The organism is Citrobacter sp. Cb004 (assembly GCF_030337065.1).
In the GTDB taxonomy this organism is placed as follows: domain Bacteria; phylum Pseudomonadota; class Gammaproteobacteria; order Enterobacterales; family Enterobacteriaceae; genus Citrobacter; species Citrobacter braakii.
In genome coordinates, this window is sequence record NZ_JAOWCH010000046.1 from 136,697 (window position 1) to 162,128 (window position 25,432).

The window sequence follows — 25,432 nt, forward strand, 5'->3', positions numbered from 1 at the left end:
TTCAGTCCGGCATGACCGTGAAGCCATGCCGGATTAAATTTAGAATTTCAATGCGTTAGCGATATCTTCTTCGCTTTCTTCTTGATCAATAACGTTCTGCGCTTTGTTGGCTACCACCACGAACGGCAGGTAAACCAGCGTGGCGATACCAAGGTTGAACAGCGCGACCAGCAGAGCAGCGACGCTACCGTTGGTGTTAAAGAACGCGCTCAAACCGGTTGGCATGGTCCACGGTGCGATGTTGGTAATCGGTGGAATAATGCCGGAGTAATAAGCTGCCAGCGTAATCGCCGCCAGAATCGGTTGCACCAGAATGAACGGGATAAACATCACCGGGTTCATGATGATCGGCAGACCGAACAGGATAGGTTCGTTAATCTGGAACAGGCCTGACGGCAGTGCCAGTTTAGCAACCTGACGATAATCCGGACGACGCGATGCCAGGAAGATAGCGATAATCAGACCCAGCGTAGCCCCGCTACCCCCGAGGAAAATATAGGAGTCGAGCATCGGTTTCGCCCAGACGTGGAAGGTCTTTCCGGCTTCCAACGCGGCGTCTACGGAACCAAACTGTTGGTAGATGGAGATGTTTTCCAGCGCCCATGGCGTCATGATACCGCTGTCCAGCGCGGTCAGCGCCAGTGAACCATGAATACCGAAGAACCACAGCAGCGGAACAAAAATCACGTAGGCCCAACCCACCACGCTGCCCAGCGATGCCAGCGGAGTTGAAATGGAATCCATGATGATCTGGTGGAAGTTCGTACCCCAGGTGTTCAATGCCCAGGCGATGATCCCCATAATGGAGAGGATAAGGAAGCCAGGAATCAGCGCAGAGAAAGAGCGCGACACGGATGTCGGTACGCTATCGGGTAATTTAATTACCCAATTACGACGGACCACAAAGGTGAACATTTCCGCGACCGCGAGGCCGATAATAATACCGGAAATAATATTGGCACCGCCGAGCCAGTTCGCGCCAACGGCATAGGCTTCACCCACGCTATATGGCGTTACGGTCATAAACGCGGCGACGGATAACAGCCCGGCAGCCAGAGAGTCGACTTTGCGTTCTTCTGCCAGCGCCATACCGATAAAGAACGGCGCCATCAATGACATGATACCCAGCGTACCGTTATAGACGTTTCCACCAATGCCTTTCAAACTATTCAGCGTTTCAATAGTTGAAGCATCAAGTCGAATGCCCATTGAATAAAAAAACGACCCCACCCCAAAGCTCAGGAAAACGTTATTGATTAATACAAACATGGCCCCTGCGAGGGTTAACGGCATTAAACGAATAAAACCGTTTTTGATTGCATTAACGTGTGGCTGCTTTCCAATTTTTACAGCAAAAGGAAGGAGTACCTTTTCAAGTGAAGCAATAGCGTTACTCATAGAAAAATACCCTTAAATACCGCAATTAATAATTGCGGTGAATGTTAATGAAATAACTCTTTGACGGGAAAAATTAAAATAAAATAATTAATTTGCTGCGGCTTTTTTAATTGCTGCAACCGCAGCCTTAAGCACGCCTAAACCATCGACTTTGCCATACAGCAGCGAGTCAATCACTTCCACAGGCTTGTTGGGTAACAAACGCTGAATTTCGGGCAACATATAAGCAATTTGTGGACCTAATAATACAACATCGGCCACTGGACCTTTTTCTCCGGCCAGCGTTTCAGGAAACGCTTCAATAATAACCGGTACTTCGTATTTTTCGGCCTGAGCACGCATCTTCGAAACCAACAATGAAGTCGACATGCCCGCAGAACAAAACAGATAAATGTGTTTCTTTTCCATTAAAACGATCCTCATGTGCGATTATCTGTCACCAGACACTCCGCAAGCCCTAACCTGCATCCATGCTCTGGGTAACTTGCGTCAGCTAAATTACTTTTTTAGGTGGCTGAAATGAGTATACGGGATTGCACCGGCGGATGGTATTTCCTTGACCAACTAAATTGTCTCTCCTTGACCTGGCGTTATGACCACCCTCACACTTCAGGCAAATAATTCGCGTCAATAATTAAGATCGTGTGACATAAAAAAACCGGCGCAGTGGCCGGTTTTCCCGAGTGCTCAGGCAATAAACAGTTGTTACTTCTTCGCTGCCTGCGGGTCGGTGTCGTACTCTGCGCAGGTCTGGTAGCCAGAGTTAATCACGTGTCCGGTGTCATCTAAAGCAACAAAATAGGTCTCAGCTTTACCATCTCGTTGACCCAGGATGTAGGTCTGACACGTCCCACGCGCATGGATCATACTGACTTCGGAAGACGGTTTACCGGCAATCTGCGCTACCTGCGCCCGGCTCATCCCTTTCTTCACATCTTTCACCACGGGCTGAACAAATTGGTCTTTCGTACGATCGTAGGCCGTACACCCTGCCAGCATAGTCAAAACAGCCGCTGCGCTCAGAATTCCTGTTAGATTCTTGTTCATATTCCGTCCTCTTGTATTTCAGCGTGTTATATAAGCCTGGAGCACAACAACGCATTTTTCAAGCAATCAGAGGATACTTAGGTGGTTTCGGAAAATTCTATTAAAACAAAATGATGCTATATCAGGCTCGCATCCCTTGTCGTTTGGGCCTCAACGCGTTAGCTTTAACACATCATTTTTTTGATCATTTTATTTTTCGGAGGGGGTTAAATGACTCTGCAGCAAGAGATAATCCAGGCGCTTGGCGCAAAACCGCACATCGATGCAGAAGAAGAAATTCGCCGCAGCGTGGATTTCCTGAAATCGTATCTGCAGACCTACCCCTTTCTGAAATCGTTGGTGTTGGGAATTAGCGGCGGACAGGACTCAACGCTCGCGGGAAAACTGTGCCAGATGGCGATCACCGAGCTGCGAAAAGAAACGGGTAATGACGCACTGCAGTTTATTGCCGTACGCCTACCGTATGGCGTTCAGGCCGATGAGCAGGACTGCCAGGATGCCATCGCCTTTATTCAACCGGACCGCGTACTGACCGTCAATATTAAGGGCGCGGTGCTGGCCAGCGAGCAGGCCCTGCGTGAAGCGGGTATTGAACTGAGCGATTTTGTGCGTGGCAATGAAAAAGCCCGTGAACGTATGAAGGCACAATACAGTATCGCCGGCATGACCAGCGGCGTTGTCGTGGGTACCGATCATGCTGCAGAAGCCATCACCGGATTTTTCACTAAGTACGGCGATGGCGGTACCGACATTAACCCACTATTTCGTCTGAACAAGCGCCAGGGCAAACAACTGCTTGCCGCGCTGGGGTGCCCGGAGCACTTATATAAGAAAGCACCAACTGCCGATCTCGAGGACGATCGCCCTTCTCTGCCGGATGAAGCCGCACTGGGAGTCACTTACGACAACATCGACGACTATCTGGAAGGAAAAACGCTGGATGCCGACGTCGCGAAAAAAATTGAAGGCTGGTACGTGAAAACTGAGCATAAACGTCGCACACCGATCACCGTGTTTGATGATTTCTGGAAAAAAGCGTAATCCTTTTCCCTTCAAAATGCCGGGTAGCGCCAGGATTGGCCCTATCTGGCATTAGCCTGCTGAATCTCATGCCGCTTTTTTAATCACCCTCAAACTGCTACACTGGATGAATAACCAGCATCTGGAGTCAACAGTGGTACAGCGTCAATCAGCCCCTCGTCTGACATTTGAGGCAGCGGCAATCTATGAATATCCCGAGCACCTGCGCCCGTTTTTGAGTGCGCTTCCCACCGCGCCAGGCGTCTATCTGTTTCACAGTGATAGCGACACCATGCCGCTTTATATTGGTAAAAGTGTCAATATTCGCAGCCGTGTGCTGGCGCATCTGCGTACCGCAGACGAAGCGAGTATGCTGCGTCAGGCCAGGCGCATTAGCTGGATTTGTACGGCCGGAGAAATTGGCGCCCTGCTGCTGGAAGCGCGGCTTATCAAAGAACAGCAGCCCCTGTTTAACAAACGGCTGCGACGCAATCGCCAGCTGTGTGCCTTGCAGCTTACCGATCGAACGGTTCAGGTGGTTTACGCACGAGATATTGATTTCTCCCACGCCCCCAATCTGTTTGGCCTGTTTGCCAACCGCCGCGCAGCGCTACAGACGCTGCAAAGCCTCGCCGATGAACAACAGCTGTGCTACGGCCTGTTGGGGCTGGAACCCCTGAGCCACGGGCGCGCCTGTTTTCGCTCCGCGCTTAAACGCTGCGCCGGAGCCTGCTGCGGGAAAGAAAGCCCTGAAGCACATCATTTGCGTCTGGTAGAAGCCCTGGAAAGAGTGCGCGTAATCTGCTGGCCGTGGAGCAATGCCATTGCGCTGCAGGAAACCCGCGCTGAAATGACGCAGTACCATATCATCAATAACTGGCTGTGGCTGGGAGCCGTTTCAACGCTGGATGAGGCAGCTACACTCGCGCGAATGCCGGCCGGCTTTGATCAAGATGGCTACAAAATTCTCTGCCGGCCTATTCTGTCTGGTCAATATGACATTATTGAACTGAGTCCGGAGAATGCCCCGGCATCCAGTTAATCTCGCTGAACAGCAGTTTCCCCTCGCGTTCCAGCAGTCGTAACGTGTGTTTACCGTCGTGCCAGCTTGCACCCTGATCGACGGTCAACAACTTATCACCCAGTTGCCAGGCTCCGCTGATAACAAACACTACGCCGCCGCGCGAACCAAAGGTCGTAAAGGTGCGATCGGCAACTCTGACTTTTGCCTGGCAGACATCCCGTCGGGTCATGATATTAAAATCCATCGACATCTGCCCTTCCGTCAGCTTCGCTTTTACCACCTTGTCACCGGCAAAGGTAAAAGGCTGATGCTGTTTCAGGGTATGCGTGAAGGTGTTCGGCTCTTCCAGCGTCACTTCTCCACCTTCCAGCAGGGTAATCACGCGTTCTACGCCGGGAAAAAGAGAAAACTCCCCATTCGCTGCGATGGAGGCGATACTCGCCCGCCAGTGAAAATCTCGTGTTGCTGGCGGAAAACAGCAAATCTCACGCGTTTCTCCCGCACCATTTCGCCACAGATTGACCGGCATTTTGCGGATATCAAAGTATTCCATCATCCCTCCAGAAAGGCGCAGCACGGCAGCCCACCGTAAACAGGCAGCCATAAATCATCATTGTTATGTTCACCCTGCAGATTATTGTTATCGGCAGCAGAGTTGATTTTCCTTAGCGATGAACCCGGTGTTTTGCAAAAAAGAACAACGCGCCCTCCAGGTGGAATTTTCGCGGGCTTCAGGAGAATAACGTGTCACAAGCGCGGTGCAAGGGGCAGCAAAGAAAAAACCGCCGATCCTGCCCACCTCGTTAAACGTGTTGTGGACAAGAGCGGCGGTCTTGAGTTTGGTTTCACACTGTGCGGCAATCAGCACACACAGCGTGAATGATATAGTGTAGACGCTGAACGATTACTCAGCAGCTTGCGGCATTTTACCCTTCTGCGCGGCACGTTCTGTCAGACGCTTCTCAAAATTGGCATTAAACTGCTTTTTCTGTTCCGGGGTCAGAATGTTGTAAATCTTGTTCTGGGTTTCCATATGCGCCAGCATGTTGGCTTTGCGCTGTTCTTCCATCTTCGCAATCTGCGCTTCCGCTTTCGCTTTATCAAAGCTATCGCTGGCGATGATGTCGTGCATTGCGCGGCGCTCTTCCAGCGGCGGACGTTTCATCTGATCGCGCTGACCTTTCATGATCTCGCGAATCTGCTGTTTCTGCGCATCGGTCAGGTTCAGGTCTTTAAACATCATGTCATGATGCGGGGCAAACTTACCGTTGTGGTGCATCATTGGTTTGGCATCAGCTGGCGCAGCTGTTGTCGTGTCAGCGGCGTGGGCCAGGTTAGCAGCGCCCAGCGCCAGGGTAGAGGCAACAAACAGAGCAGTCAGTTTACGCATAATTTCTATCCTTTCTTTCAGTTATTTTTACGACACTCATGCGACTCTTATGCAATGTGATGTCGTGTTGACGAGATTAACTTTACCGGCTTAAGCGTCAATTAATCAGAGCAACGGTAAAACAATGAAAGTGTAAAAAACAAACTTTCATCAATTATGGAGAAAAAAAGAATAAATTGCGCAGAGTTGCAATAAAAAATTACAACAGGATGATTTTGAAGGGATTATGAAGAACTATACCTCATCCCTGATTATTAAGAAAGCAATTCACCAGGAATAATCCGTAATAAATAAAAACAGCACGTAAAAATAAGCCCTTAGGGATAAACCAAAAGGGCATATATATTTGTCACAATTTTTCGAGCATCAATCCGGCACGTAAACCACAGGCCACGTTTGGATTTGGAAAGAGAACGTATTCAACATCATGGGTGACGGTAAAACGTTCATCACCGTCCTGCGCCAGCAAGGTGCCCTCTGTAAAAGGGGTAAAGTTGAGCGTCTGGTTATCCATGTGAAGAATGAAATCGTCGCTACGCCGCGTGATTTGCGACACCACGCGGTAACGCAGCGGAGATGTTTCTCCCGGTGACATTCGCTCGCCCTGCAGCAGCTTCGCCAGCGCATCTGCCGTCTGCGCAAACTGAGTCAGATCATTTTGTCCAAACGGCAGCGCTTTACCCAGTTCCAGCGTGCAGGCCAGCGCGCCAAAATGTTCAGCGCTAAAATGGGTGAACGTGCCGCCAGGTGTCTGATGGAAAACCAGCGCCTCCAGCCCTGCCTCTCCCAGCCATCCCAAAAAATCTTCGTCCCAGGCAACGTTGCGTTGTGGCAACACGCCAAAGCGCAGATGCTGCGAGCCGCGAATCGCGGTGTGCAGATCCAGATGCCAGCGGACTGGCTCTTTCGCCCGCGAATAAAAATCCTCCAGACACAGCTCAAGCTGATGGGCTCGGTGCGTTTCTTCACTCGCGGCAAAAATCTGCCAACGGCCGCCAAACATACGGTTCAGGTCGCTATGACAATAACGTTGTCCCGCCGCCAGCGCCTGCGGGTTCCCCAGAATCACTAGCAGCCGCCATGTCAGCGTTAGTTCACCGCTAAACAGCCTGGAGAGAATTGAATCAAGTATCTCTACCGGGGCCGTTTCATTGCCGTGGATCCCCGCAGACAGCACCAGCGAATATTCCGCCGGAGCGACCGGCGTCAGCTCCAGAACTCCGTGACCAATCCACTGCCAGGAAAAGCCGCGAGCTGTGCCCTCGGTTGTCTCGGGGGTTATCCCTGCCAGCGTCTGGGCCAGAAAATTATCCATGGCTGGTCCTCTCCTGCTGGAAGGGATACACAGAGCCGAGGTTGAGCAATTGCGTCAACGTATCCAGCGCTTCACGCCCCTCACGCAACAGCTGCGGGTCGGCAAGGTCGGCGGCGGTAAGACGATCGCGATAGTAACGGTCGATCCAATTATTCAGCGTGTTAAACAGATTATCGTTCATGATAACCGCCGGATTTACGGCCTGCAGATCCTGTGGCGTAAGCACCACTCTCAGGCGCAGACATGCCGGACCGCCGCCATTGGACATACTTTCACGCAGATCGAATACCTGCAGGTCATCGATCGGATTGTCTTCCTCGAGCAGACGGTTCAAATACCGCCACACGCCCGCATGCTCCCGACACTCCTGCGGCAGGACCAGCATCATCGAACCGTCATCACGGCTCAGTAACTGGCTGTTAAACAGATAGGTAGTCACCGCATCCTGCACCGACACTTCCGCAGCAGGGACTTCCAGCGGGGTAAAACCTGCCACCTGACTGCGCAACAGCTCGAACAACGCCTGCTGTCTGGCAAACGCCAACTGATGACAAAACAGTACCTGGCGATTCGACACCGCAATCACATCGTTATGAAACACGCCAAGATCGATAACGTCCGGGTTTTGCTGGGCAAAAATGCGCTGATGCGGGTTAACCTGATTCAGTCGGGCGACCGCCTCGCTGGCCTCACGGGATTGCCTCGCCGGATAGCGCTTCGGATGGGACGCATTCCCTTCTTCACGACCGTAAACAAACAGCTGTACGCCAGGGTCGCCGTAATCCCCGCCGAGGCGGTTATGGTTTGCCGCACCTTCATCACCGAATAGCGCAACCTGGGGTAACGCACCGTGGACCGTAAAACTATTCTCATCACGGAAAATCGCCCGTAGCAACGCTTCGGTGGTCGGCGCTTCCAGCGAACGGTGAAACTTATTATTCAGATTCGCCACCGTCAGATGCACTTTCCCGTCCAGCGCATCGGCTGAAGGGCAGACCGTTGCCGCATTCGCCACCCACATAGACGATGCGGAGCTGGCGCTGGAGAGCCAGTGAGGCGCCTGACGCGCCACGTTCTCCAGTATCTGTTCGTCGCGGCCGGTAAAGCCCAACTGACGCAGCACCGGAATATACGGCCGCTCATGAGGCGGGATCACCGCCTGGGGAAATCCCGCATCCGCCAGCGCTTTCATCTTTAGCAGACCCTGCTTCGCCGCCAGACGCGGGTTCGATACCTGAAAACGATGTTTGGTTGAGGCCTCATTACCAAATGACAGCCCCGCATAGTGGTGGGTCAGCCCCACCAGACCATCAAAATTTACCTCACGGGCTTTCATAGCTTATCCTCGCGAGAAAAATCCAGGCCGGGGCTAAGCGTCGTTGGCAGCGTTAGGGCCGGTGATTCCAGACTTGCCATCGGCCAGGCGCAATAATCTGCGGCATACCACGCGCTGGCGCGATGGTTCCCGGAAGCGCCAACGCCGCCAAACGGCGCTGTACTCGCCGCGCCGGTTAACGGCTTATTCCAGTTGACGATCCCGGCCCGCGCCTCAAGCAGCAGTTGATCAAACTGGCTGCGATCGGGGGAAACCAACCCACACGACAATCCAAAGCGGGTGTTGTTCGCCATACGAATTGCGTCATCAAAGCTGTCATAACGCCAGACGCCAAGCAGCGGTCCAAATACCTCTTCATCGGGTACGTTCGCCGCCCCGGTCAGTTCGATGATCCCAGGGGTGAGCAGTGACGTTCCGGCTTGCACCAGACGTGGCGCTAATAGCGTTCGGCCCCCTAACGATTCCAGACGCTGCCAGGCATCATAGACATGCCGCGCGGCCTGTTCGGAAATCAGCCCGCCAATAAATGGCTGCGGTTCTGCGTCCCAGTTGCCGGGCATTAAACGCTGGCTGACGTCCACCAGGCGCGTCAGGAACGCATCCCCCTGCGCGCCTTTTTTAACTAACAGGCGACGGGCGCAGGTACAACGCTGTCCGGCGGTGACAAACGCGGACTGAATAGTCAGATGCACTGCGGCATCAATATCTTCCGGGTTCTCAATAATCAGCGGGTTGTTGCCCCCCATCTCCAGAGCGAGGATTTTTTCCGGCTGGCCGGATAGCTGTCGATGCAGTTGATAACCCGTATTGGCACTGCCGGTAAACAGCAGGCCATCGAGATCGTCCTGCCCGCTCAGCGCCTGCCCCGTCTCGCGACCGCCCTGCACCAGGTTCAGCACGCCCGGCGGCAATCCCGCCTGCTCCCACAGCTTTGTCACGGTTTCACCGGTCCACGGCGTCAGCTCGCTGGGTTTGAAAATCAATGTGTTGCCTGCCAGCAGTGCCGGAACAATATGACCATTGGGTAAATGGCCAGGGAAGTTATACGGACCAAAAACCGCCAGCACGCCGTGCGGGCGATGGCGCAACGTCGCTGCGCCATCCGGTAATTCGCTGTGATGCTCTCCGGTACGCGCATGCCAGGCTTTCACGGAGATGGCAATTTTATTGATCATCGCCGTCAGTTCTGTAGCAGCTTCCCAACGGGGTTTGCCGGTTTCCCGGGCGATAATCTGTGTGAGTTCGGCTTTATTGCTTTCCAGCAATGAGGCAAATTTTTCAACAATGGCCTGGCGTGCACCAAAGGGCTGTTTAGCCCAACCGGCAAAGGCTGCGCGCGCTGCCCGGCACGCCTGCGCTACCTGGGCTGCATCGGCATCATTCCCCTGCCACAGCACATCACCGCTTACGGGATTGGTTTTCACCCGACGCTCGCCCAGCCCCGTCACCCAGTCGCCGTTTATCCATAATGTCATGCTGTTTTCTCCTCTGCACAAAGACGCACAAAACGTACATGATCGCCCGCGTGACATTTCAGGGCGTCCAGTTGCGCCGCCGTCAGTACCAGACGCTGAGTATCCGGGTCGGCACGAACCAACATGACGCGGAAGTTTTGATAATTTTCATTGGCAACCAGACAAGCAGGATAGTCGCCTGGCGCAGGCTGCCCTTCAGCCACCTCCACCAGCCTGCTTTTACGGATAGCCCGTACCCGGTCAATATCGCACTCCAGGGTCGGTCCACCGTCGAAAATATCGACGTAGTTGCGGTAGCGAAATCCTTCTTTCTCCAGCACCGCCCGCGCAGGAGCCGTTTGCGGATGCACCTGACCAATCACGCTCTGCGCTTCGTCAGACAGGAAATGGGTATAAATCGGATGCTTAGGCATCAGTTCAGCAATAAAGGCTTTTTGCCCGGTTCCGCAGAGAAAATCCGCCCGGCTGAACTCCATTGAGAAAAAACGTTTGCCGAGGCTTTGCCAAAACGGAGAGTAGCCGTGTTCATCGATCACGCCGCGCATCTCGGCCACGACCTTCTCATTGAACCGGTCACGAAAGGCCGCCATAAACATAAAGCGCGACTTCGACAACAAATAGCCGTTGCCTTCTTTACGCCAGTCCGGATCGAGAAACAGAGAACAAAGTTCGCTACTGCCCGTGTGATCGTTACTCAGAAACAGCGTCGGCAGCGCGTTATACACGTTCAGCTCTTTCGAAGCATGCACCAGTGTACCGACCCGGTAGTTGTACCAGGGATCGTTAAGCCCTACCGCCACCTCAATGGCGCAAATCCCCGCCACGGTTCCGCTGGCGCTGTCTTCAAGCACAAACACATATCCCTGCTCACTTTTGGGCAACTCACCGCGCCAGGTTTGTAGCGAACGTTCGATACGCGCCATCAGCGTAGCTTCATTCGCCGGTAGCGAGGTCAACCCGCCGCCGGTCTTACTGGCAAGCTGCATCAGCGCGGTGATATCAGCGCGTTCAATGGGACGAATCACCATCATGATGAACCTCCTGCTTTAATGCGTTCGCAGGCCAGCGCAAAGCGATCCAGTCCGGTGGCGATTTCTTCTTCGCTGACGTTTAACGCTGGCGCAAACCGCACCACATTAGCGCCAGCAATCAGCACCATCACTCCGGCAACCGCCGCTTCTTGCGAGATGAGTTTTGCTTTCCCGGCAAATTCCGCGTTCAGCACACAGCCAATCAGCAGTCCGAGTCCACGAATTTCACTAAACAGTCCAAAACGTTCGTTAATGGCGTTAATACGCTCCACAAACCAGTCGTGGCGCTGTTTCACTCCGTTAAGCATTTCCGGCGTGTTAACAATTTCCAGCAGTTTTCCCGCCACCGCAGTGGCCAGCGGGTTTCCGCCGTAGGTTGTACCGTGCGTACCGACCGTCATCACACTGGCGCAACGCTCTGTCGCCAGCAGTGCGCCGATAGGGAAACCACCGCCCAGCGCTTTTGCTGTCGTCAGCAGGTCCGGCGTAACGCCGTAGTGCATGTAGGCATACAGTTCGCCGGTACGGCCAACCCCGGTCTGAACTTCATCAAAAATCAACAGCGCATTATGGCGATCGCATAATTCACGCAGCCCCTGCAAAAAGGCGTTTGTTGCCGGCACTACGCCGCCTTCCCCCTGCACCGGCTCCACAATAACCGCACAGGTGTTGTCATCAATCAGTTGGCTGGCAGAGTCGAGATCGTTATACACGGCATGGCGGATATCCGGCGGCAGCGGCGCGAAGTCCTGTGAATAGGCGGGCTGTCCTCCGGCGCTGACGGTAAACAGCGTGCGACCATGGAAAGCATTTTTAAAAGCCACAATGCCGCTCTTCTGGCTACCAAAACGATCGTGGGCATATTTACGTGCCAGTTTTAATGCCGCTTCGTTAGCTTCTGCGCCAGAGTTACAGAAGAAAATGCGCTCGGCAAAAGTGGCATCAATCAGCTTTTTCGCCAGGCGCAGCACCGGCTCGTTGGTGTAGCCATTTCCCGTATGCCAGAATTTGCTCGCCTGGTCGTTTAATGCCTCGCGCAATGCCGGATGTGCATGACCCAGCGCGTTAACCGCAATGCCTCCCGCGAAATCGATATACTCTTTACCCTGCTGATCCCACAGACGTGAACCTTCGCCACGCACCGGAATAAAAGGGGCCGGAGCGTATACGGGCATCATCCATTCATCAAAATTTTCACGCGTAATTGACAGAGACATAGCGACCTCAACGGTAAATAAAAGGTTATTTATATGTTAATAAATATAGTGTTTGCGGTGTAAATGTAGATTGCAGGCTTCGTGCCAGCCAGCGAAAAAAGTGCATAAACGGAGGGCGGTGACGGAATATCAACGAGTTACAACCTGACGATATTCACTGTATGTGCATATAAAGTGAATATGTTTGCGTACCAGATGACTAAACAGAGGAAAAAACGCAATTTTATTCAGTCGCCAAATATAATTCTGGAATTGTGATCGTATACGAAATTTATCGGAAATTATTGCTCTCTTCCGACGCGCTACGCGCCAAAACGGTGCAGTTTTTGCTCCATCGTTAACACCATTAGCAATCATTGTTGGAATCAGGTGACAAGAAGCAGTCAGCCTGCAGAAATTCTGCTACCATCCTTGCACTATTCATCTTGCAAAGTGACAGCGACTATGAAATTTGTCTCTTTTAATATCAACGGCCTGCGTGCCCGTCCCCATCAACTGGCAGCCATTGTCGAAAAACACCAACCGGATGTTATTGGCTTACAGGAGACAAAAGTCCACGACGATATGTTCCCTCTCGAAGAGGTAGCAAAGCTGGGTTATAACGTCTTTTATCACGGTCAGAAAGGCCACTACGGCGTAGCACTATTAACGAAAGAAACGCCGATTGCGGTGCGTCGTGGCTTCCCGGGTGATGGCGAAGAAGCGCAGCGTCGTATCATCATGGCGGAAATTCCGTCGCCTCTGGGCAGCATCACTGTGATCAACGGCTATTTCCCGCAGGGCGAAAGCCGTGACCATGAAACCAAGTTCCCGGCCAAAGCCGCGTTTTATCAGAACCTACAAAACTACCTGGAGACTGAACTGAAGCGCGACAATCCGGTATTGATCATGGGTGATATGAATATCAGCCCAACCGACCTCGATATCGGTATTGGCGAAGAGAACCGTAAACGCTGGCTGCGTACCGGCAAATGTTCCTTCCTGCCAGAAGAGCGCGAGTGGATGGAACGTCTGCTGGGCTGGGGCCTGGTAGATACCTACCGTCACGCCTGGCCTGAAAAGAACGACCAGTTCTCGTGGTTTGATTACCGCTCAAAAGGCTTTGACGATAACCGTGGCCTGCGTATCGATCTGCTGCTGGCGAGCAAACCGCTGGCGGAGCGCTGCGAAGAAACCGGCATCGACTATGAAATCCGCAGCATGGAAAAGCCGTCCGACCATGCGCCTGTATGGGCTAAATTCCGCGTCTGATCGTCTGCGTATTTTCACTCTCCGGGCCAGGCCTGGAGAGTCTGTTTATTCTGTGCAAAATCAATAAAGCCACGGTAATACATTGTTGCGGCCGGAAATTTATTATATCTTCGCGCGCACTTTTCGCTGACGAAAACGCTACATTGCATTCGGTTTTACAGGAGAACCCCCATGAAAAAGAAGTTCGCATAACGCAGAATATCGGCTGCTAATTGTTGCGGTATTGTTCTGCGTTCTGGCGGGAGTTTTCCATCATTACGGTCTGACCGATCTGATCACCAATTTCCATCATTTACAAGATGTCATCCGCCAAAGCGGCCTGTTCGGCTATACCCTTTATATCCTGCTGTTTATAGTTGCCGCGCTGTGTCTGATCCCTGGCAGCATTCTGGTGATCGTCGGCGGTGTGCTGTTTGGCCCGGTGACAGGGACGCTTATCTCGTTAGTGGCGGCAACCATGGCTTCGGCGCTGTCGTTTATGCTGGCTCGCTGGCTTGGCCGGGAATTACTGCTGAAATACGTTGGCCATACGGCAACGTTTCAGGCTATCGAAAAAGGCATTGCCCATAGTGGAGTAGACTTTCTGATCCTGACCCGGCTCGTGCCACTGTTCCCCTATAACATTCAAAACTATGCCTATGGGCTGACGGCCATTCCGTTCTGGTCATTTACCGTGATATCTGCGCTAACCACCTTGCCCGGCATCTTTATCTATACGCTGATGTCGCACGAACTGGCCAGCGAAGGGATTAGCTGGGCATTTATCGGTAAGCTCAGCGTTGCGGGGCTGACGCTATTCGTCCTCGTTCAGGCAGCCAAAGCCTGGGCGCGACATAAACATGTCGATCCGGCGCCCGGTCACGAGTACGCGGGTAAATGATCAAGATGAATAAAGCGCGGCGGACACGCTATTACCGTTTAAGCTTGCTTGCCCTGCTGCTGCTCGCCCTGATGGCGTGGGCGTGGATACCTGGCGTGAGTGATTTTCTTCACGCCAGCCTGGCGGCATTTACCACGCTCGATCAGCATGCTCTTGAGAACTTCATTCGTTCTTACGGAACCCAGGCGGCGGTCGTGTCGTTCTTCCTGATGATCTTACAGGCCATCGTCGCACCGCTTCCCGCCTTTGTGATCACCTTTGCCAATGCCTCGCTGTTTGGCGCATTTTGGGGCGGCGTTCTGTCCTGGAGCAGCGCGATGGCTGGCGCGGCGCTGTGCTTTTTTATTGCCCGTGTTTTAGGTCGCAGCGCGGTGGAAAAACTGACCGGAAAAACGGTGCTGAACAACATGGACACTTTTTTCGAGCGCTATGGCAAGCACACAATTCTTGTCTGTCGCCTGTTACCTTTTGTGCCGTTCGACCCGGTAAGCTACGCAGCAGGCCTGACCTCGATTCGTTTTCGCCATTTCTTCATCGCCACCGGCATCGGTCAGTTACCGGCCACTATCGTCTATTCATGGGCTGGTAGCCTGTTAACCGGCGGCACATTTTGGTTTGTTACCGGCCTGTTCATCCTGTTCGCTCTGAGCGTGGTGATTGCCGTGGCCAGAAGCCTTTATCTTGAGCATCAACGGAAAAAGACCTGAGTCTTTCCCCCATTTTTAGCAATGGAGATATTATGCGTTACTGCTTATTGTGCCTGAGTTTGCTGCTCTCTCCGCTGGCGGCTTTCGCCGAGGACGCCAGTTGGCAGCAAATCAAAAATGACGCCCGCGGTCAGACGGTGTGGTTCAACGCCTGGGGTGGCGACAACGCAGTTAACCAGTATCTCGACTGGGTTAGCGGCGAGATGAAATCGCACTATGCCATTAACCTGAAAATCGTACGCCTGGCGGATGCCGCCGACGCCGTAAAACGTATCCAGACGGAAGCGGCATCTGGGCGAAAAACCGGTGGCTCGGTCGATTTACTGTGGGTGAACGGCGAAAATTTCCGCACGCTGAAAGAAGCCGGGCTGCTACAGACCCAGTGGGCACAAACGCTGCCTAACTGGCGCTATGTTGATACCCAGAAACCGGTGAACGAAGACTTTTCCATTCCAACGGAGGGGGCTGAATCACCGTGGGGCGGCGCACAGCTTACCTTTATTGCCAGGCACGATCTCACCGCGCAGCCGCCGCAATCCCCGCAGGCACTGCTTGAGTTTGCCCAGGCGCACCCTGGCACGGTGACCTATCCGCGTCCGCCAGACTTTACCGGAACGGCTTTTCTTGAGCAGTTGTTAATTTCGCTCACCAACAAGCCGCAGGCGCTGAAAATAGCGCCAGATACGTCCACATTCGCCGACGTTACCGCTCCATTGTGGCATTACCTTGATGCTTTGCATCCTGCCCTGTGGCGCGAAGGTAAAGATTTTCCGCCCACGCCCGCGCGAATGGATGCGCTGCTCAACGGTGGCACCCTGCGTTTATCAATGACCTTTAATCCTGCCCACGCGCAGCAAAAAGTGGCCAGCGGTGAATTACCCAAAAGCAGCTATAGTTTTGGTTTCTCACAGGGCATGCTCGGCAACGTGCATTTTGTCACCATTCCAGCGAATGCGCGTGCCAGCGCCGGAGCGAAAGTCGTGGCAAATTTCCTGCTTTCACCCGAAGCGCAGCTGCGTAAGGCCGACCCGTCAGTCTGGGGAGATCCTTCGGTGCTTGATCCACAAAAATTGCCTGTCGACCAGCGTAATGCGCTGCTGGCGCGGATCCCACAAGGGCTCCCTGCCGTACTGCCAGAACCGCATGCTGCATGGGTAAACGCTCTGGAACAAGAATGGCTACGCCGCTACGGTACACATTAATTCTGCTACTCTGGGCCATCATGGCGGGCGTTTATCTGCCGCTGGCGCCAGCGGCTTTTTCTCTGATAACGCCGGCGCTGAGCACCAGACACTGGCTGGCGCTATTTAGCGATCCTCAACTCCCGCAGGCGTTACTGGCAACGCTGGTTTCCGTAAGCCTCGCGGCTGGCGGCGCGCTGATCATCGCCCTGCTGGCGATCCTCGCCTTATGGCCCGGCGCGGGCTGGGCGCGTCTGTGCACGCGTCTTCCGTGGCTGCTGGCGATTCCGCACGTTGCCTTCGCCACCAGCGTGCTGTTGGTTTTTGCCGAAGGCGGCATGCTCTGGCAATGGCTCCCGTTTCTCAGCTCCCAGCCTGACCGCTACGGCATTGGGCTTGGCGTTACGCTGGCGGTAAAAGAGAGTGCCTTTTTGTTATGGATCCTCTCAGCTCTGCTGAGTGAAAAACAGCTTTCGCAGCAGGTTATCGTCCTGGATTCGCTGGGTTACAGCCGACTGCAATGCCTGAACTGGCTGGTTCTGCCCTCTCTCGCCCCCGCGTTAGGCAAAGCCATGCTGGCGATCGTCGCCTGGTCGCTCTCGGTAGTGGATGTAGCAATCGTCCTTGGTCCCGGAAACCCACCAACGCTTGCCGTGTTGAGCTGGCAATGGCTCAGTCAGGGCGATGCCGAGCAACAGGCTAAAGGAGCACTCGCCAGCCTGCTGCTGGTACTGCTGCTACTCATCATCGCGCTGGCGGGGTATCTGCTCTGGCGCGCCTGGCAACGCACTATTCCCGCAGTAAACGGGGAACGCCTGCGTTTTTCATCCTGTACAATCGGCCGTTCGCTGGTACAACTTTTGCCCTTTGGCGGTGTGGTGTGCGCGCTGGTTCTGGCGCTGATCGCCAGCTATTCGTCGCTAAATAGCGAGGCGCTCAGCAATAGCCTGCAACTGGGGCTTCTCTCCAGCGTGCTGGCGCTGCTGATACTTTTTGCCTGGCTGGAATGGGGTCCACAAACCGGACACCGTTGGGTCTGGCTACCGCTCATTTTGCCTGCGCTGCCGCTGGTAACTGGACAGTATCTGTTGGCGTTATATGCCGGACAGGATGGGCTGATGATAACCATTGTCTGGGGACACCTGCTGTGGGTGATGCCATGGATGCTGTTTGTGCTCAAACCGGCGTGGCAACGCATTGACCCACGATTGATTTTGATTGCGCAAACGCTGGGTTGGACCCGGGGGCGCATATTCTGGCAAGTAAAATGTCCGCAGCTGGCGCGCCCGGCGCTGGTTGCCTTCGCGGTAGGGTTCTCAGTCAGTATCGCCCAGTATATGCCGACGCTGTGGTTAGGCGCCGGGCGCTATCCCACGCTGACCACCGAAGCGGTGGCATTAAGCAGCGGCGGTAGCACCGCCATTCTGGCAACCCAGGCGCTATGGCAGCTTCTGTTACCGCTTATAATTTTCGCACTGGCGGCGTTTCTCGCTGCGTGGATTGGCCGCTTTCGACAAGGACTCCGCTAATGCTCATTGTACAAGGCGTTTCGTTGTACCAGGGTACGACAGCGCTACTGAAGAACGTTAATTTCCAGGTTAATAAAAGTGACATTGTCACCATTATGGGACCTTCCGGCAGCGGTAAGTCTTCGTTATTTTCGTGGATGATCGGGGCGTTGTCTCCTCAGTTTCAGGCGTCAGGCGAACTGTGGCTCAACGAACAGCGCGTAGACACAATGCCTACCGCGCAGCGCCAGATTGGCATTCTGTTTCAGGATGCGCTGCTGTTTGACCATTTCAGCGTTGGGCAGAATTTACTGCTGGCCTTACCCGCCAGCGTGCAAGGTCCCGCCAGACGCCATGCGGTGGAAAGCGCCCTCGCACGCGCGGGCCTGGCAGGATTTTATTCACGCGATCCGGCTTCGCTCTCCGGCGGGCAACGCTCGCGTGTCGCCCTGCTTCGCGCGCTGCTGGCGCAACCCCAGGCGCTGTTACTCGATGAACCCTTTAGCAGGCTGGATGCGTCGCTGCGCGATACCTTTCGCCAGTGGGTCTTCACCGAAGTACGTAAACTGGGTATTCCGGTGGTCCAGGTTACCCACGATGCGCAGGACGTTCCGCCAGCAGGTCGCGTATTACAGATGGAAAACTGGGCGTGAATGTGGCGATATGCTGCGTTAACGCAAGGTTTTTACTTAACTGGCGGCACAGAATGTCGTCCTCTTTTTCAACGTCGGGCTATTCGATGAAACGTGTTTCTCAAATGACCGCGCTGGCACTGGCTTTAGGGCTCGCTTGCGCTTCTTCCTGGGCTGCTGAAACAGCACAGACGCTCACCCTCAACCAGTTACAGCAAAAGCAAGGCGCGGCGATCGATACCCGTCAGAGCGCTTTTTACAACGGCTGGCCGCAATCGCTTAATGGTCCTTCAGGACACGAGCCTTCCGCACTGAACCTGTCTGCCGCCTGGCTCGACAAGATGAATGATGAACAACTCAGCGCCTGGGTTAAGGCACATCACCTGAAAACCGACGCGCCGGTGGCATTGTATGGCAGCGATACTGACATGCAGGCCGTCAAATCCCGCCTGCAGAAAGTCGGCTTTAACGCTATCTCAACCCTCAGCGATGCGCTTACGGACCCTGCCCGCCTGCAACGTCTGCCGCACTTCGAACAGTTGGTTTACCCGCAGTGGCTGCACGACCTTCAGCAGGGTAAAGAGGTGACCGCCAAACCGGCCGGTGACTGGAAAGTGATTGAAGCCGCCTGGGGCGCGCCGAAGTTGTATCTGCTCAGCCATATCCCTGGCGCGGGCTACATTGATACCAACGAAGTCGAAAGCGAACCGCTGTGGAATAAAGTGTCCGACGCGCAGCTCAAAGCGATGCTGGCGAAACACGGCATCCGCCACGACACCACGGTGATTTTATACGGCCGCGATGTCTACGCCGCCGCGCGCGTGGCGCAAATTATGCTGTATGCAGGTGTGAAAGATGTTCGTCTGCTCGACGGCGGCTGGCAGACCTGGTCTGACTCAGGTTTACCGGTCGAACGCGGTACTGCACCAACGGTGAAGCCTGAACCTGATTTCGGCGTGACGATCCCTGCCCAACCGCAGCTGATGCTGGATATGGAACAGGCTCGCGGTCTGCTGCATCGCCAGGATGCGTCTTTGGTGAGCATTCGTTCATGGCCGGAATTTATCGGTACGACCAGCGGCTATAGCTACATTAAGCCAAAAGGTGAGATCGCAGGGGCGCGTTGGGGCCATGCAGGCAGCGACTCCACCCACATGGAAGATTTCCATAATCCGGATGGCACCATGCGCAGCGCCGATGACATCGCCGCCATGTGGAAGCAATGGAACATCCTGCCAGAGCAACAGGTCTCATTCTATTGTGGTACCGGCTGGCGTGCTTCGGAAACGTTTATGTATGCCCGCGCAATGGGCTGGAAAAACGTCTCCGTCTACGACGGCGGCTGGTATGAGTGGAGCAGCTCTCCAAAAAACCCGGTCACCAGCGGTGAACGGGGTCCGGACGCCAGCAAGTAAGATTGTCATTGTTGCCGGATGCAGCGAGAACGCTTTACCCAGCCTACATAAACCATCGTTGTAGGCCGAATAAGCGAAGCGCATCCGGCAACGCACTACGTTACGCCTGACACTGGATCGCCTTCAGCGTCAGATATCCGCTCCAGATCCGGGTGAACGTCGTCATCCAGCACAGCGCGCCAAAGACCCACGCCATTACGGCAAAATATTCCGGGAACAGACATCCCAACACAAACAGCAAAATCGTCTCGGTTCCTTCGGTCAGTCCGCCCAGATAATAAAACGATTTATGCGCATAACCGGGGTTATCAATCTGATGCTTTGCCGCCAGCGCGGCGAAGGCCAGAAAGCTGCTGCCGGTGCCAATAAACGCGAACAACAGCCAACCGCCTGCCAGCGCATTTTGCGCCGGCACAGCAAGAATAAAACCAAACGGCACTAAGGCGTAAAACAGAAAATCGAGCGAGATATCGAGAAATCCTCCCGCGTCCGTTAGCCCTCTGCGCCGTGCCAGCGCCCCATCCAGCCCGTCAAACAGCCGATTGAGTACAATGGCCACCAGCGCCGCCATATACCAGCCTAACGCCAGAAATGGCAACGCCAGCACGCCAATAGCAAAACCGACCAGCGTAAGTCCGTCCGGGGTAATCGCCGGTTGATCAATGATGCCCACGCAGCGATGCAAAAGCGGTTTTAATCGCGGATGAAGATGACGGTCAAGCATGCGGGCGTCCTTTAAAACTGTCGCACAGTCCCTGGGAGGGAATATCGAGAGCGGCATTAAAACGCGCCGAGAGATTTTGAAACGCAATCAGCGCGGTCATTTCAGTAATGGCGTCATCGGTAAAATACTGCTTCATCTGCGCTTTCAGCGCATCGTCAACCTGTGGTGGCGTTGCGGTGACCGCATCAGCATAGGCCAGCCCTACACGTTCTTCTGCGCTAAATAGCGTTGATTCTTGCCAGCTGGCAACCTGTAAGACTTTATCCAGCGCGCCGCAGCGTTCAGCCAGCCGTAAACTGTTGGCGTCAACGCAGAAAGCGCAATGGCACACCTGAGAAACGCGGGTCATCAACAGCGCGCGCATCACCGGTGACAGGCGCGCCTTTTTACGCTCCAGAAACCCGACAAACAGCGCCACCAGCCAGAACAGGAACGGCATCCGCCCCCACCAGCGCGTGGGATGCAGCACATCACCATAATGTTTTTTCTGCGTAGCAACGAGCGGTTGCAAACTGGAAGGGATACGCGTTAACGGTTTTACCCACGACTGAGGATCGTTCAACGGTGGCTCCTGAATACTTTAGATAAAACAAAGATAACGATAGTATGTCATTTTCTACCGTTAGATCTTGATGAATATAATGAAAACCCTCGACGTGGTCGCCGCTATCATTGAACGGGATGGCAAAATTTTACTGGCTCAACGCCCGCAGCATGCGGATCAGTCAGGTATGTGGGAGTTTGCTGGCGGTAAGGTTGAGCCGGGGGAAAGTCAGCCAGAGGCGCTGGTCCGTGAACTGCGTGAAGAGTTGGGCATCGAGGCGGTCGTTGGGCGCTACATTGCCAGCCATCAACGCGAGGTTTCAGGCCGACTCATTCACTTACATGCCTGGCATGTACCGTCATATCAGGGGGAGCTGAGAGCGTATGAGCATCAGGATATCGTCTGGTGTTCACCCGAAGAGGCGCTGCGTTATCCGCTGGCGCCTGCCGATATCCCGCTATTAGAAGCGTTTATCCTTTTACGCGACGCCAGACCAGCGGATTCGTGCTGATCGTTTTATCATCACGCTGGCACTGAAGCAAAACGCCATCCGCTTTAATCACCGCCCCTTCTGAGTAGTTTTGATCCTGATAAATACAGCACTGACTACAGGGTTGCGCCCGCTGACCGCTGGAACTGAACACTTCCGGCGGGACATTCACCTGCACGTCCGGGCGATAGAGCTGATTTGCCAGCGTCGCGCTGGACACCAGTGCCAACGCTCCTGCCATGATTATACGGCGCATATTCTTTCCTTTTTGACTGACAGTTATGCTCAGTATAACGGTATAAACCGGCAGAAACTTTAGCCCTTGCCATCATCGCTTTTGGTTATGACCCACGCCGCAATATTAATTTACTTAGCGCGGTTAATTTTTTCTTGCGTCCCGTCACACTGCTGATGTTATAGTCAAAAACTGCAAAACACTTAACACAAAAATCAAAAATATAACCATATCAATACATAAGAGGTACTTATATCTATGGATCAGACATGTTCTCTGGAGTCATTCCTTAACCATGTGCAAAAGCGCGACCCGAATCAGACCGAGTTCGCGCAAGCCGTTCGTGAGGTAATGACGACACTGTGGCCCTTCCTCGAACAAAACCCGCGTTATCGTCAGATGTCGTTGCTGGAACGTCTGGTTGAACCGGAGCGCGTGATCCAGTTCCGCGTCGTCTGGCTGGACGATCGCAATCAGGTGCAGGTCAACCGCGCGTGGCGCGTGCAGTTTAGCTCCGCCATTGGCCCATACAAAGGCGGGATGCGTTTCCACCCTTCCGTGAACCTGTCGATCCTGAAATTCCTTGGCTTCGAGCAAACATTTAAAAACGCCCTCACCACGCTGCCAATGGGCGGGGGTAAAGGCGGGAGCGATTTCGATCCGAAAGGTAAAAGCGAAGGCGAAATCATGCGTTTCTGCCAGGCGCTGATGACCGAACTGTTCCGCCATTTAGGGCCCGATACCGATGTTCCGGCGGGCGATATCGGTGTGGGCGGTCGTGAAGTCGGCTTTATGGCCGGGATGATGAAAAAACTGTCCAACAACAGCGCCTGCGTCTTTACCGGTAAAGGTCTCTCTTTCGGCGGCAGCCTGATTCGCCCGGAAGCTACCGGCTACGGTCTGGTGTACTTCACCGAAGCGATGCTCAAACGCCATGGTCTGGGCTTTGAAGGCATGCGCGTGGCCGTCTCTGGTTCCGGTAACGTGGCGCAATTCGCCATTGAGAAAGCCATGGAGTTTGGCGCGCGAGTAGTCACCGCCTCCGATTCCAGCGGTACCGTGGTCGACGAAAGCGGATTTACCAAAGAAAAACTGGCGCGTCTGTGCGCGATCAAAGACAGCCGCGACGGCCGCGTGGCGGATTACGCCCGCGAATTTGGCCTGACCTATCTGGAGGGCCAACAGCCGTGGTCGGTTCCGGTTGATATCGCCCTGCCGTGCGCCACCCAGAACGAACTTGATGTCGATGCGGCACGCGTGCTGATCGCCAACGGCGTGAAGGCTGTCGCCGAAGGGGCAAACATGCCTACCACCATCGAGGCCACCGATCTGTTCCTGGAAGCCGGTGTATTGTTCGCGCCGGGTAAAGCGGCCAACGCAGGAGGCGTAGCGACATCCGGTCTGGAAATGGCGCAGAACGCCGCGCGTCTGGGCTGGAAAGCGGAGAAAGTGGATGCGCGCCTGCACCACATCATGCTGGATATTCACCATGCCTGCGTCGAGTACGGCGGCGAAAGCAAGCAAACCAACTACGTACGTGGCGCCAACATCGCGGGATTCGTGAAAGTTGCCGACGCGATGTTGGGCCAGGGTGTGATTTAATTCAGATCTGTTGTTCCCGTAGGCTTGATGTGGCACACATGCCTTATCCAGCCTAAGAGCGCATTACAGGCCCGCCTCTTCAGATGGCGGGCTTTTTTTCGCCGTGCGTTTACGCGGCGCGCTCTTTTTCTTGTCACCACCACTACTACCCGGTGCGGCAATACCACGGAAGCGTCGTACCGGCGTGCTGCGCGCCTGATCGATTAGCTGATACAGCGTCCCCACCAGCGGCTGCATGAAATCCTGATATCGACACTGTTTTTCGCTGATTTGGGTCAGGATAGATTCCCAGTGCGCAGTCATATCCGGACGCGTCGCCATTTCAGGCAGCGAATGAAACAGCGCTTTTCCGGCATCGGTAGAATGGATATAGCGCCCCTTCTTCACCAGGAAACCACGCTTAAACAGCAGCTCGATAATCCCGGCGCGCGTCGCTTCCGTTCCCAGTCCGTCCGTTGCGCGCAGGATCTTTTTCAGATCTTTATCCTGCACAAAGCGCGCGATTCCGGTCATCGCTGACAGCAGCGTGGCATCGGTAAAGTGCCGCGGAGGTTGGGTCTGTCGTTCAACCACTTCGCCTTTTTCGCACAGCAGTTCGTCGTCTTTTGCCACCACCGGCAGCGGCGTCCCGTCGTTATCTTCGTCGCGCTCTTTGTTGCCAAGCAGCGTACGCCATCCGGCCTCAGCCAGAAAACGGGCTTTGGCGACAAACTTACCTTTCGCGATGTCCAGCTCAATAACGCACTTCCTGAATACCGCATCCGCGCAAAATTGCATCAGATATTGACGGGCAATCAGATTGTATATCTTCGCTTCATTATCGTTCAGGTTGATGGACGAACTGCGCGCGGTTGGAATGATGGCGTGGTGGGCATCCACTTTTTTATCATCCCAACAGCGGTTTCGCGTATCGGGATTGACCGCCGGTTGCGGAAGCAGATCCGGCGCATGGACGCTAATCGCGTTCAGCACCGCGTGACGTCCGGCAAAGTGTTCTTCCGGCAGATAACGGCTATCCGAACGCGGATAGGTGATCAGTTTATGGGTTTCATACAGCTTCTGGCAGATATCCAGAACGTTTTGCGCACTTAAGCCAAAGCGTTTCGCCGCTTCAATCTGCAACGCCGATAGCGAAAACGGCAGCGGCGCGGATTCTGATTCCCGTTTATCGTTATAGCTGGTGACGATCGCCGGCTGACCGTTAATGCGGTTTACCACGTGTTCAGCCAGCGTGCGGTTTAGCAAGCGCCCTTCTTCATCCTGATACGGCTCACACGCTTCGCTCGGCTGCCAGATAGCGGTAAACCGCTCATCGGCGGGCGTCACGATATGCGCCTTTACCTCGAAGAAGTCTTTGGCAACGAAGTTTTCAATCTCTTCATCGCGACGCACAACCAGTCCGAGCACCGGCGTCTGCACGCGCCCGACCGAAAGTACGCCCTGATAGCCCGCGTTACGCCCCAGAATGGTATAAGCGCGCGTCATGTTGATACCGTACAGCCAGTCCGCCCGCGCTCGCGCCAGTGCCGACACGCAAAGGGGGATGAACTCACTGTTGGCGCGCAGACGCTCAATCGCCCGCTCGACGGCCTGCGGGTTGAGGTCGTTAATCAGGCAGCGTTGCACCTGCTGGCGCTTTTCAGGGGCCAGTTGCAGGTAATCCAGCACTTCATCCACCAGCAGCTGTCCTTCACGATCGGGGTCACCTGCGTGAATGACTTCACTGGCCTCATGCAAAAATCGCTTAATAACGTTGAGCTGTTTGGTCACCGAGGGACGCGGCTGCAGTTGCCACTTTTCCGGGACAATCGGCAGATCAACCAGACTCCAGCGAGCATAACGACTGTCATAGGCATCTGGCTGCGCCTGCTCAAGCAGGTGACCAATACACCAGGTCACCACTTGCCCGTTTCCGCATTCGATAAAACCGTCACCTTTGCGATGTGGCTTCGGCAGCACATCGGCGATAGCGCGCGCCAGACTCGGTTTTTCGGCAATAAACAACCGCAT

At 54.3% G+C, this 25,432-nt stretch carries 25 protein-coding genes; 11 read left to right on the forward strand and 14 right to left on the reverse strand.

Annotated elements, in window-relative coordinates; translation table 11 throughout:
- Positions 1–39: 39 nt before the first annotated feature.
- The 3 genes from chbC to osmE form a co-directional block, all read right to left on the reverse strand.
- The gene (chbC, locus tag OGV65_RS05835; RefSeq protein WP_286454731.1) at positions 40–1,398 is read right to left on the reverse strand and encodes a PTS N,N'-diacetylchitobiose transporter subunit IIC; all 1,359 of its coding nucleotides are present in this window, start codon (positions 1,396–1,398) and stop codon (positions 40–42) included.
- A gap of 87 nt (positions 1,399–1,485) precedes the next feature.
- Positions 1,486–1,806: a PTS N,N'-diacetylchitobiose transporter subunit IIB gene (chbB, locus tag OGV65_RS05840; protein WP_003832547.1), complete on the reverse strand. Its 321-nt coding sequence runs from the start codon at positions 1,804–1,806 to the stop codon at positions 1,486–1,488.
- A 297-nt stretch (positions 1,807–2,103) separates the two neighbouring features.
- Positions 2,104–2,445 carry an osmotically-inducible lipoprotein OsmE gene (osmE, locus tag OGV65_RS05845; RefSeq protein WP_003030621.1) on the reverse strand — a complete coding sequence of 114 codons (342 nt, stop codon included), beginning with the start codon at positions 2,443–2,445 and terminating at the stop codon, positions 2,104–2,106.
- Between the two features lie 210 nt (positions 2,446–2,655).
- Between osmE and nadE the strand changes: the two genes are divergently transcribed.
- Both nadE and cho read left to right on the forward strand, forming a co-directional pair.
- Positions 2,656–3,486, forward strand: coding sequence for an NAD(+) synthase (gene nadE / locus OGV65_RS05850; protein WP_047498859.1), 831 nt, complete (start codon positions 2,656–2,658; stop codon positions 3,484–3,486).
- A gap of 106 nt (positions 3,487–3,592) precedes the next feature.
- Entirely contained in the window at positions 3,593–4,507 is a 915-nt protein-coding gene (cho, locus tag OGV65_RS05855; protein ID WP_131348439.1) for an excinuclease Cho, read from the forward strand.
- Here the strand turns inward: cho and ves are convergent.
- From ves to astC, 7 genes are all read right to left on the reverse strand, one after another.
- Positions 4,467–5,042 carry an environmental stress-induced protein Ves gene (gene ves / locus OGV65_RS05860; RefSeq protein WP_016152850.1) on the reverse strand — a complete coding sequence of 192 codons (576 nt, stop codon included), beginning with the start codon at positions 5,040–5,042 and terminating at the stop codon, positions 4,467–4,469. The genes cho and ves overlap by 41 nt on opposite strands.
- 351 nt (positions 5,043–5,393) lie before the next feature.
- Entirely contained in the window at positions 5,394–5,879 is a 486-nt protein-coding gene (gene spy, locus OGV65_RS05865; protein ID WP_003030629.1) for an ATP-independent periplasmic protein-refolding chaperone Spy, read from the reverse strand.
- A 349-nt stretch (positions 5,880–6,228) separates the two neighbouring features.
- Positions 6,229–7,194, reverse strand: coding sequence for a succinylglutamate desuccinylase (gene astE, locus OGV65_RS05870; protein WP_141875105.1), 966 nt, complete (start codon positions 7,192–7,194; stop codon positions 6,229–6,231).
- A complete protein-coding gene (gene astB, locus OGV65_RS05875; RefSeq protein ID WP_286454732.1) occupies positions 7,187–8,530 on the reverse strand; it encodes an N-succinylarginine dihydrolase in 1,344 nt (447 codons plus the stop codon). Before astB ends, astE begins: the two co-directional genes overlap by 8 nt.
- Positions 8,527–10,005 (reverse strand): succinylglutamate-semialdehyde dehydrogenase, encoded by a 1,479-nt coding sequence (astD, locus tag OGV65_RS05880; RefSeq protein WP_286454733.1) that lies wholly within the window; start codon positions 10,003–10,005, stop codon positions 8,527–8,529. Before astD ends, astB begins: the two co-directional genes overlap by 4 nt.
- The gene (astA, locus tag OGV65_RS05885) at positions 10,002–11,036 is read right to left on the reverse strand and encodes an arginine N-succinyltransferase (protein WP_016152846.1); all 1,035 of its coding nucleotides are present in this window, start codon (positions 11,034–11,036) and stop codon (positions 10,002–10,004) included. The genes astD and astA overlap by 4 nt, the downstream gene beginning before the upstream one ends.
- Positions 11,033–12,253 (reverse strand): succinylornithine/acetylornithine transaminase, encoded by a 1,221-nt coding sequence (astC, locus tag OGV65_RS05890; protein ID WP_169330182.1) that lies wholly within the window; start codon positions 12,251–12,253, stop codon positions 11,033–11,035. Before astC ends, astA begins: the two co-directional genes overlap by 4 nt.
- A 444-nt stretch (positions 12,254–12,697) precedes the next feature.
- On the opposite strand from astC, the gene xthA reads away from it, so the two are divergent.
- The 7 genes from xthA to OGV65_RS05925 all read left to right on the forward strand — a co-directional run bounded on the left by xthA (position 12,698) and on the right by OGV65_RS05925 (position 19,827).
- Complete coding sequence (gene xthA, locus OGV65_RS05895; RefSeq protein ID WP_016156323.1) at positions 12,698–13,504, forward strand: exodeoxyribonuclease III; 807 nt, start codon at positions 12,698–12,700, stop codon at positions 13,502–13,504.
- 223 nt (positions 13,505–13,727) lie between these two features.
- On the forward strand, positions 13,728–14,384 hold the full coding sequence (locus OGV65_RS05900) for a TVP38/TMEM64 family protein (protein ID WP_286454734.1): 657 nt from the start codon (positions 13,728–13,730) through the stop codon (positions 14,382–14,384).
- Positions 14,381–15,091 (forward strand): TVP38/TMEM64 family protein, encoded by a 711-nt coding sequence (locus OGV65_RS05905; RefSeq protein WP_191220085.1) that lies wholly within the window; start codon positions 14,381–14,383, stop codon positions 15,089–15,091. Before OGV65_RS05900 ends, OGV65_RS05905 begins: the two co-directional genes overlap by 4 nt.
- Positions 15,092–15,123: 32 nt before the next feature.
- Positions 15,124–16,293, forward strand: a complete 1,170-nt coding sequence (locus tag OGV65_RS05910; protein WP_286454735.1) for an ABC transporter substrate-binding protein — start codon at positions 15,124–15,126, stop codon at positions 16,291–16,293.
- A complete protein-coding gene (locus OGV65_RS05915; RefSeq protein ID WP_181628764.1) occupies positions 16,266–17,801 on the forward strand; it encodes an ABC transporter permease family protein in 1,536 nt (511 codons plus the stop codon). Before OGV65_RS05910 ends, OGV65_RS05915 begins: the two co-directional genes overlap by 28 nt.
- Positions 17,801–18,433 carry an ATP-binding cassette domain-containing protein gene (locus tag OGV65_RS05920; RefSeq protein WP_279265040.1) on the forward strand — a complete coding sequence of 211 codons (633 nt, stop codon included), beginning with the start codon at positions 17,801–17,803 and terminating at the stop codon, positions 18,431–18,433. Before OGV65_RS05915 ends, OGV65_RS05920 begins: the two co-directional genes overlap by 1 nt.
- Before the next feature lie 86 nt (positions 18,434–18,519).
- Complete coding sequence (locus tag OGV65_RS05925; RefSeq protein WP_094761843.1) at positions 18,520–19,827, forward strand: sulfurtransferase; 1,308 nt, start codon at positions 18,520–18,522, stop codon at positions 19,825–19,827.
- 100 nt (positions 19,828–19,927) lie between these two features.
- Here OGV65_RS05925 and OGV65_RS05930 read toward each other — a convergent pair whose 3' ends face one another.
- Both OGV65_RS05930 and OGV65_RS05935 read right to left on the reverse strand, forming a co-directional pair.
- Positions 19,928–20,551, reverse strand: a complete 624-nt coding sequence (locus tag OGV65_RS05930; RefSeq protein WP_279265041.1) for a CDP-alcohol phosphatidyltransferase family protein — start codon at positions 20,549–20,551, stop codon at positions 19,928–19,930.
- Positions 20,544–21,113, reverse strand: coding sequence for a carboxymuconolactone decarboxylase family protein (locus OGV65_RS05935; RefSeq protein WP_181626070.1), 570 nt, complete (start codon positions 21,111–21,113; stop codon positions 20,544–20,546). Before OGV65_RS05935 ends, OGV65_RS05930 begins: the two co-directional genes overlap by 8 nt.
- A 79-nt stretch (positions 21,114–21,192) precedes the next feature.
- On the opposite strand from OGV65_RS05935, the gene OGV65_RS05940 reads away from it, so the two are divergent.
- A complete protein-coding gene (locus OGV65_RS05940) occupies positions 21,193–21,606 on the forward strand; it encodes a pyrimidine (deoxy)nucleoside triphosphate diphosphatase (protein WP_181220522.1) in 414 nt (137 codons plus the stop codon).
- Here the strand turns inward: OGV65_RS05940 and OGV65_RS05945 are convergent.
- Entirely contained in the window at positions 21,566–21,841 is a 276-nt protein-coding gene (locus OGV65_RS05945; RefSeq protein WP_016152834.1) for a YnjH family protein, read from the reverse strand. The two genes, OGV65_RS05940 and OGV65_RS05945, sit on opposite strands and share 41 nt — an antisense overlap.
- 237 nt (positions 21,842–22,078) lie before the next feature.
- On the opposite strand from OGV65_RS05945, the gene gdhA reads away from it, so the two are divergent.
- Positions 22,079–23,422: an NADP-specific glutamate dehydrogenase gene (gdhA, locus tag OGV65_RS05950; protein ID WP_047498892.1), complete on the forward strand. Its 1,344-nt coding sequence runs from the start codon at positions 22,079–22,081 to the stop codon at positions 23,420–23,422.
- A 63-nt stretch (positions 23,423–23,485) separates the two neighbouring features.
- On the opposite strand, the gene topB is transcribed toward gdhA, so the two are convergent.
- Positions 23,486–25,432: a DNA topoisomerase III gene (gene topB / locus OGV65_RS05955; RefSeq protein ID WP_019076618.1), complete on the reverse strand. Its 1,947-nt coding sequence runs from the start codon at positions 25,430–25,432 to the stop codon at positions 23,486–23,488.

Coding starts and splice junctions, on each gene's coding strand:
- chbC (WP_286454731.1), bottom strand. CDS start 1,398: ATGAGTAACGCTATTGCTTCACTTGAAAAGGTACTCCTTCCTTTTGCT.
- chbB (WP_003832547.1), bottom strand. CDS start 1,806: ATGGAAAAGAAACACATTTATCTGTTTTGTTCTGCGGGCATGTCGACT.
- osmE (WP_003030621.1), bottom strand. CDS start 2,445: ATGAACAAGAATCTAACAGGAATTCTGAGCGCAGCGGCTGTTTTGACT.
- nadE (WP_047498859.1), top strand. CDS start 2,656: ATGACTCTGCAGCAAGAGATAATCCAGGCGCTTGGCGCAAAACCGCAC.
- cho (WP_131348439.1), top strand. CDS start 3,593: ATGAATAACCAGCATCTGGAGTCAACAGTGGTACAGCGTCAATCAGCC.
- ves (WP_016152850.1), bottom strand. CDS start 5,042: ATGGAATACTTTGATATCCGCAAAATGCCGGTCAATCTGTGGCGAAAT.
- spy (WP_003030629.1), bottom strand. CDS start 5,879: ATGCGTAAACTGACTGCTCTGTTTGTTGCCTCTACCCTGGCGCTGGGC.
- astE (WP_141875105.1), bottom strand. CDS start 7,194: ATGGATAATTTTCTGGCCCAGACGCTGGCAGGGATAACCCCCGAGACA.
- astB (WP_286454732.1), bottom strand. CDS start 8,530: ATGAAAGCCCGTGAGGTAAATTTTGATGGTCTGGTGGGGCTGACCCAC.
- astD (WP_286454733.1), bottom strand. CDS start 10,005: ATGACATTATGGATAAACGGCGACTGGGTGACGGGGCTGGGCGAGCGT.
- astA (WP_016152846.1), bottom strand. CDS start 11,036: ATGATGGTGATTCGTCCCATTGAACGCGCTGATATCACCGCGCTGATG.
- astC (WP_169330182.1), bottom strand. CDS start 12,253: ATGTCTCTGTCAATTACGCGTGAAAATTTTGATGAATGGATGATGCCC.
- xthA (WP_016156323.1), top strand. CDS start 12,698: ATGAAATTTGTCTCTTTTAATATCAACGGCCTGCGTGCCCGTCCCCAT.
- OGV65_RS05905 (WP_191220085.1), top strand. CDS start 14,381: ATGATCAAGATGAATAAAGCGCGGCGGACACGCTATTACCGTTTAAGC.
- OGV65_RS05910 (WP_286454735.1), top strand. CDS start 15,124: ATGCGTTACTGCTTATTGTGCCTGAGTTTGCTGCTCTCTCCGCTGGCG.
- OGV65_RS05915 (WP_181628764.1), top strand. CDS start 16,266: ATGGCTACGCCGCTACGGTACACATTAATTCTGCTACTCTGGGCCATC.
- OGV65_RS05920 (WP_279265040.1), top strand. CDS start 17,801: ATGCTCATTGTACAAGGCGTTTCGTTGTACCAGGGTACGACAGCGCTA.
- OGV65_RS05925 (WP_094761843.1), top strand. CDS start 18,520: ATGAAACGTGTTTCTCAAATGACCGCGCTGGCACTGGCTTTAGGGCTC.
- OGV65_RS05930 (WP_279265041.1), bottom strand. CDS start 20,551: ATGCTTGACCGTCATCTTCATCCGCGATTAAAACCGCTTTTGCATCGC.
- OGV65_RS05940 (WP_181220522.1), top strand. CDS start 21,193: ATGAAAACCCTCGACGTGGTCGCCGCTATCATTGAACGGGATGGCAAA.
- OGV65_RS05945 (WP_016152834.1), bottom strand. CDS start 21,841: ATGCGCCGTATAATCATGGCAGGAGCGTTGGCACTGGTGTCCAGCGCG.
- gdhA (WP_047498892.1), top strand. CDS start 22,079: ATGGATCAGACATGTTCTCTGGAGTCATTCCTTAACCATGTGCAAAAG.
- topB (WP_019076618.1), bottom strand. CDS start 25,432: ATGCGGTTGTTTATTGCCGAAAAACCGAGTCTGGCGCGCGCTATCGCC.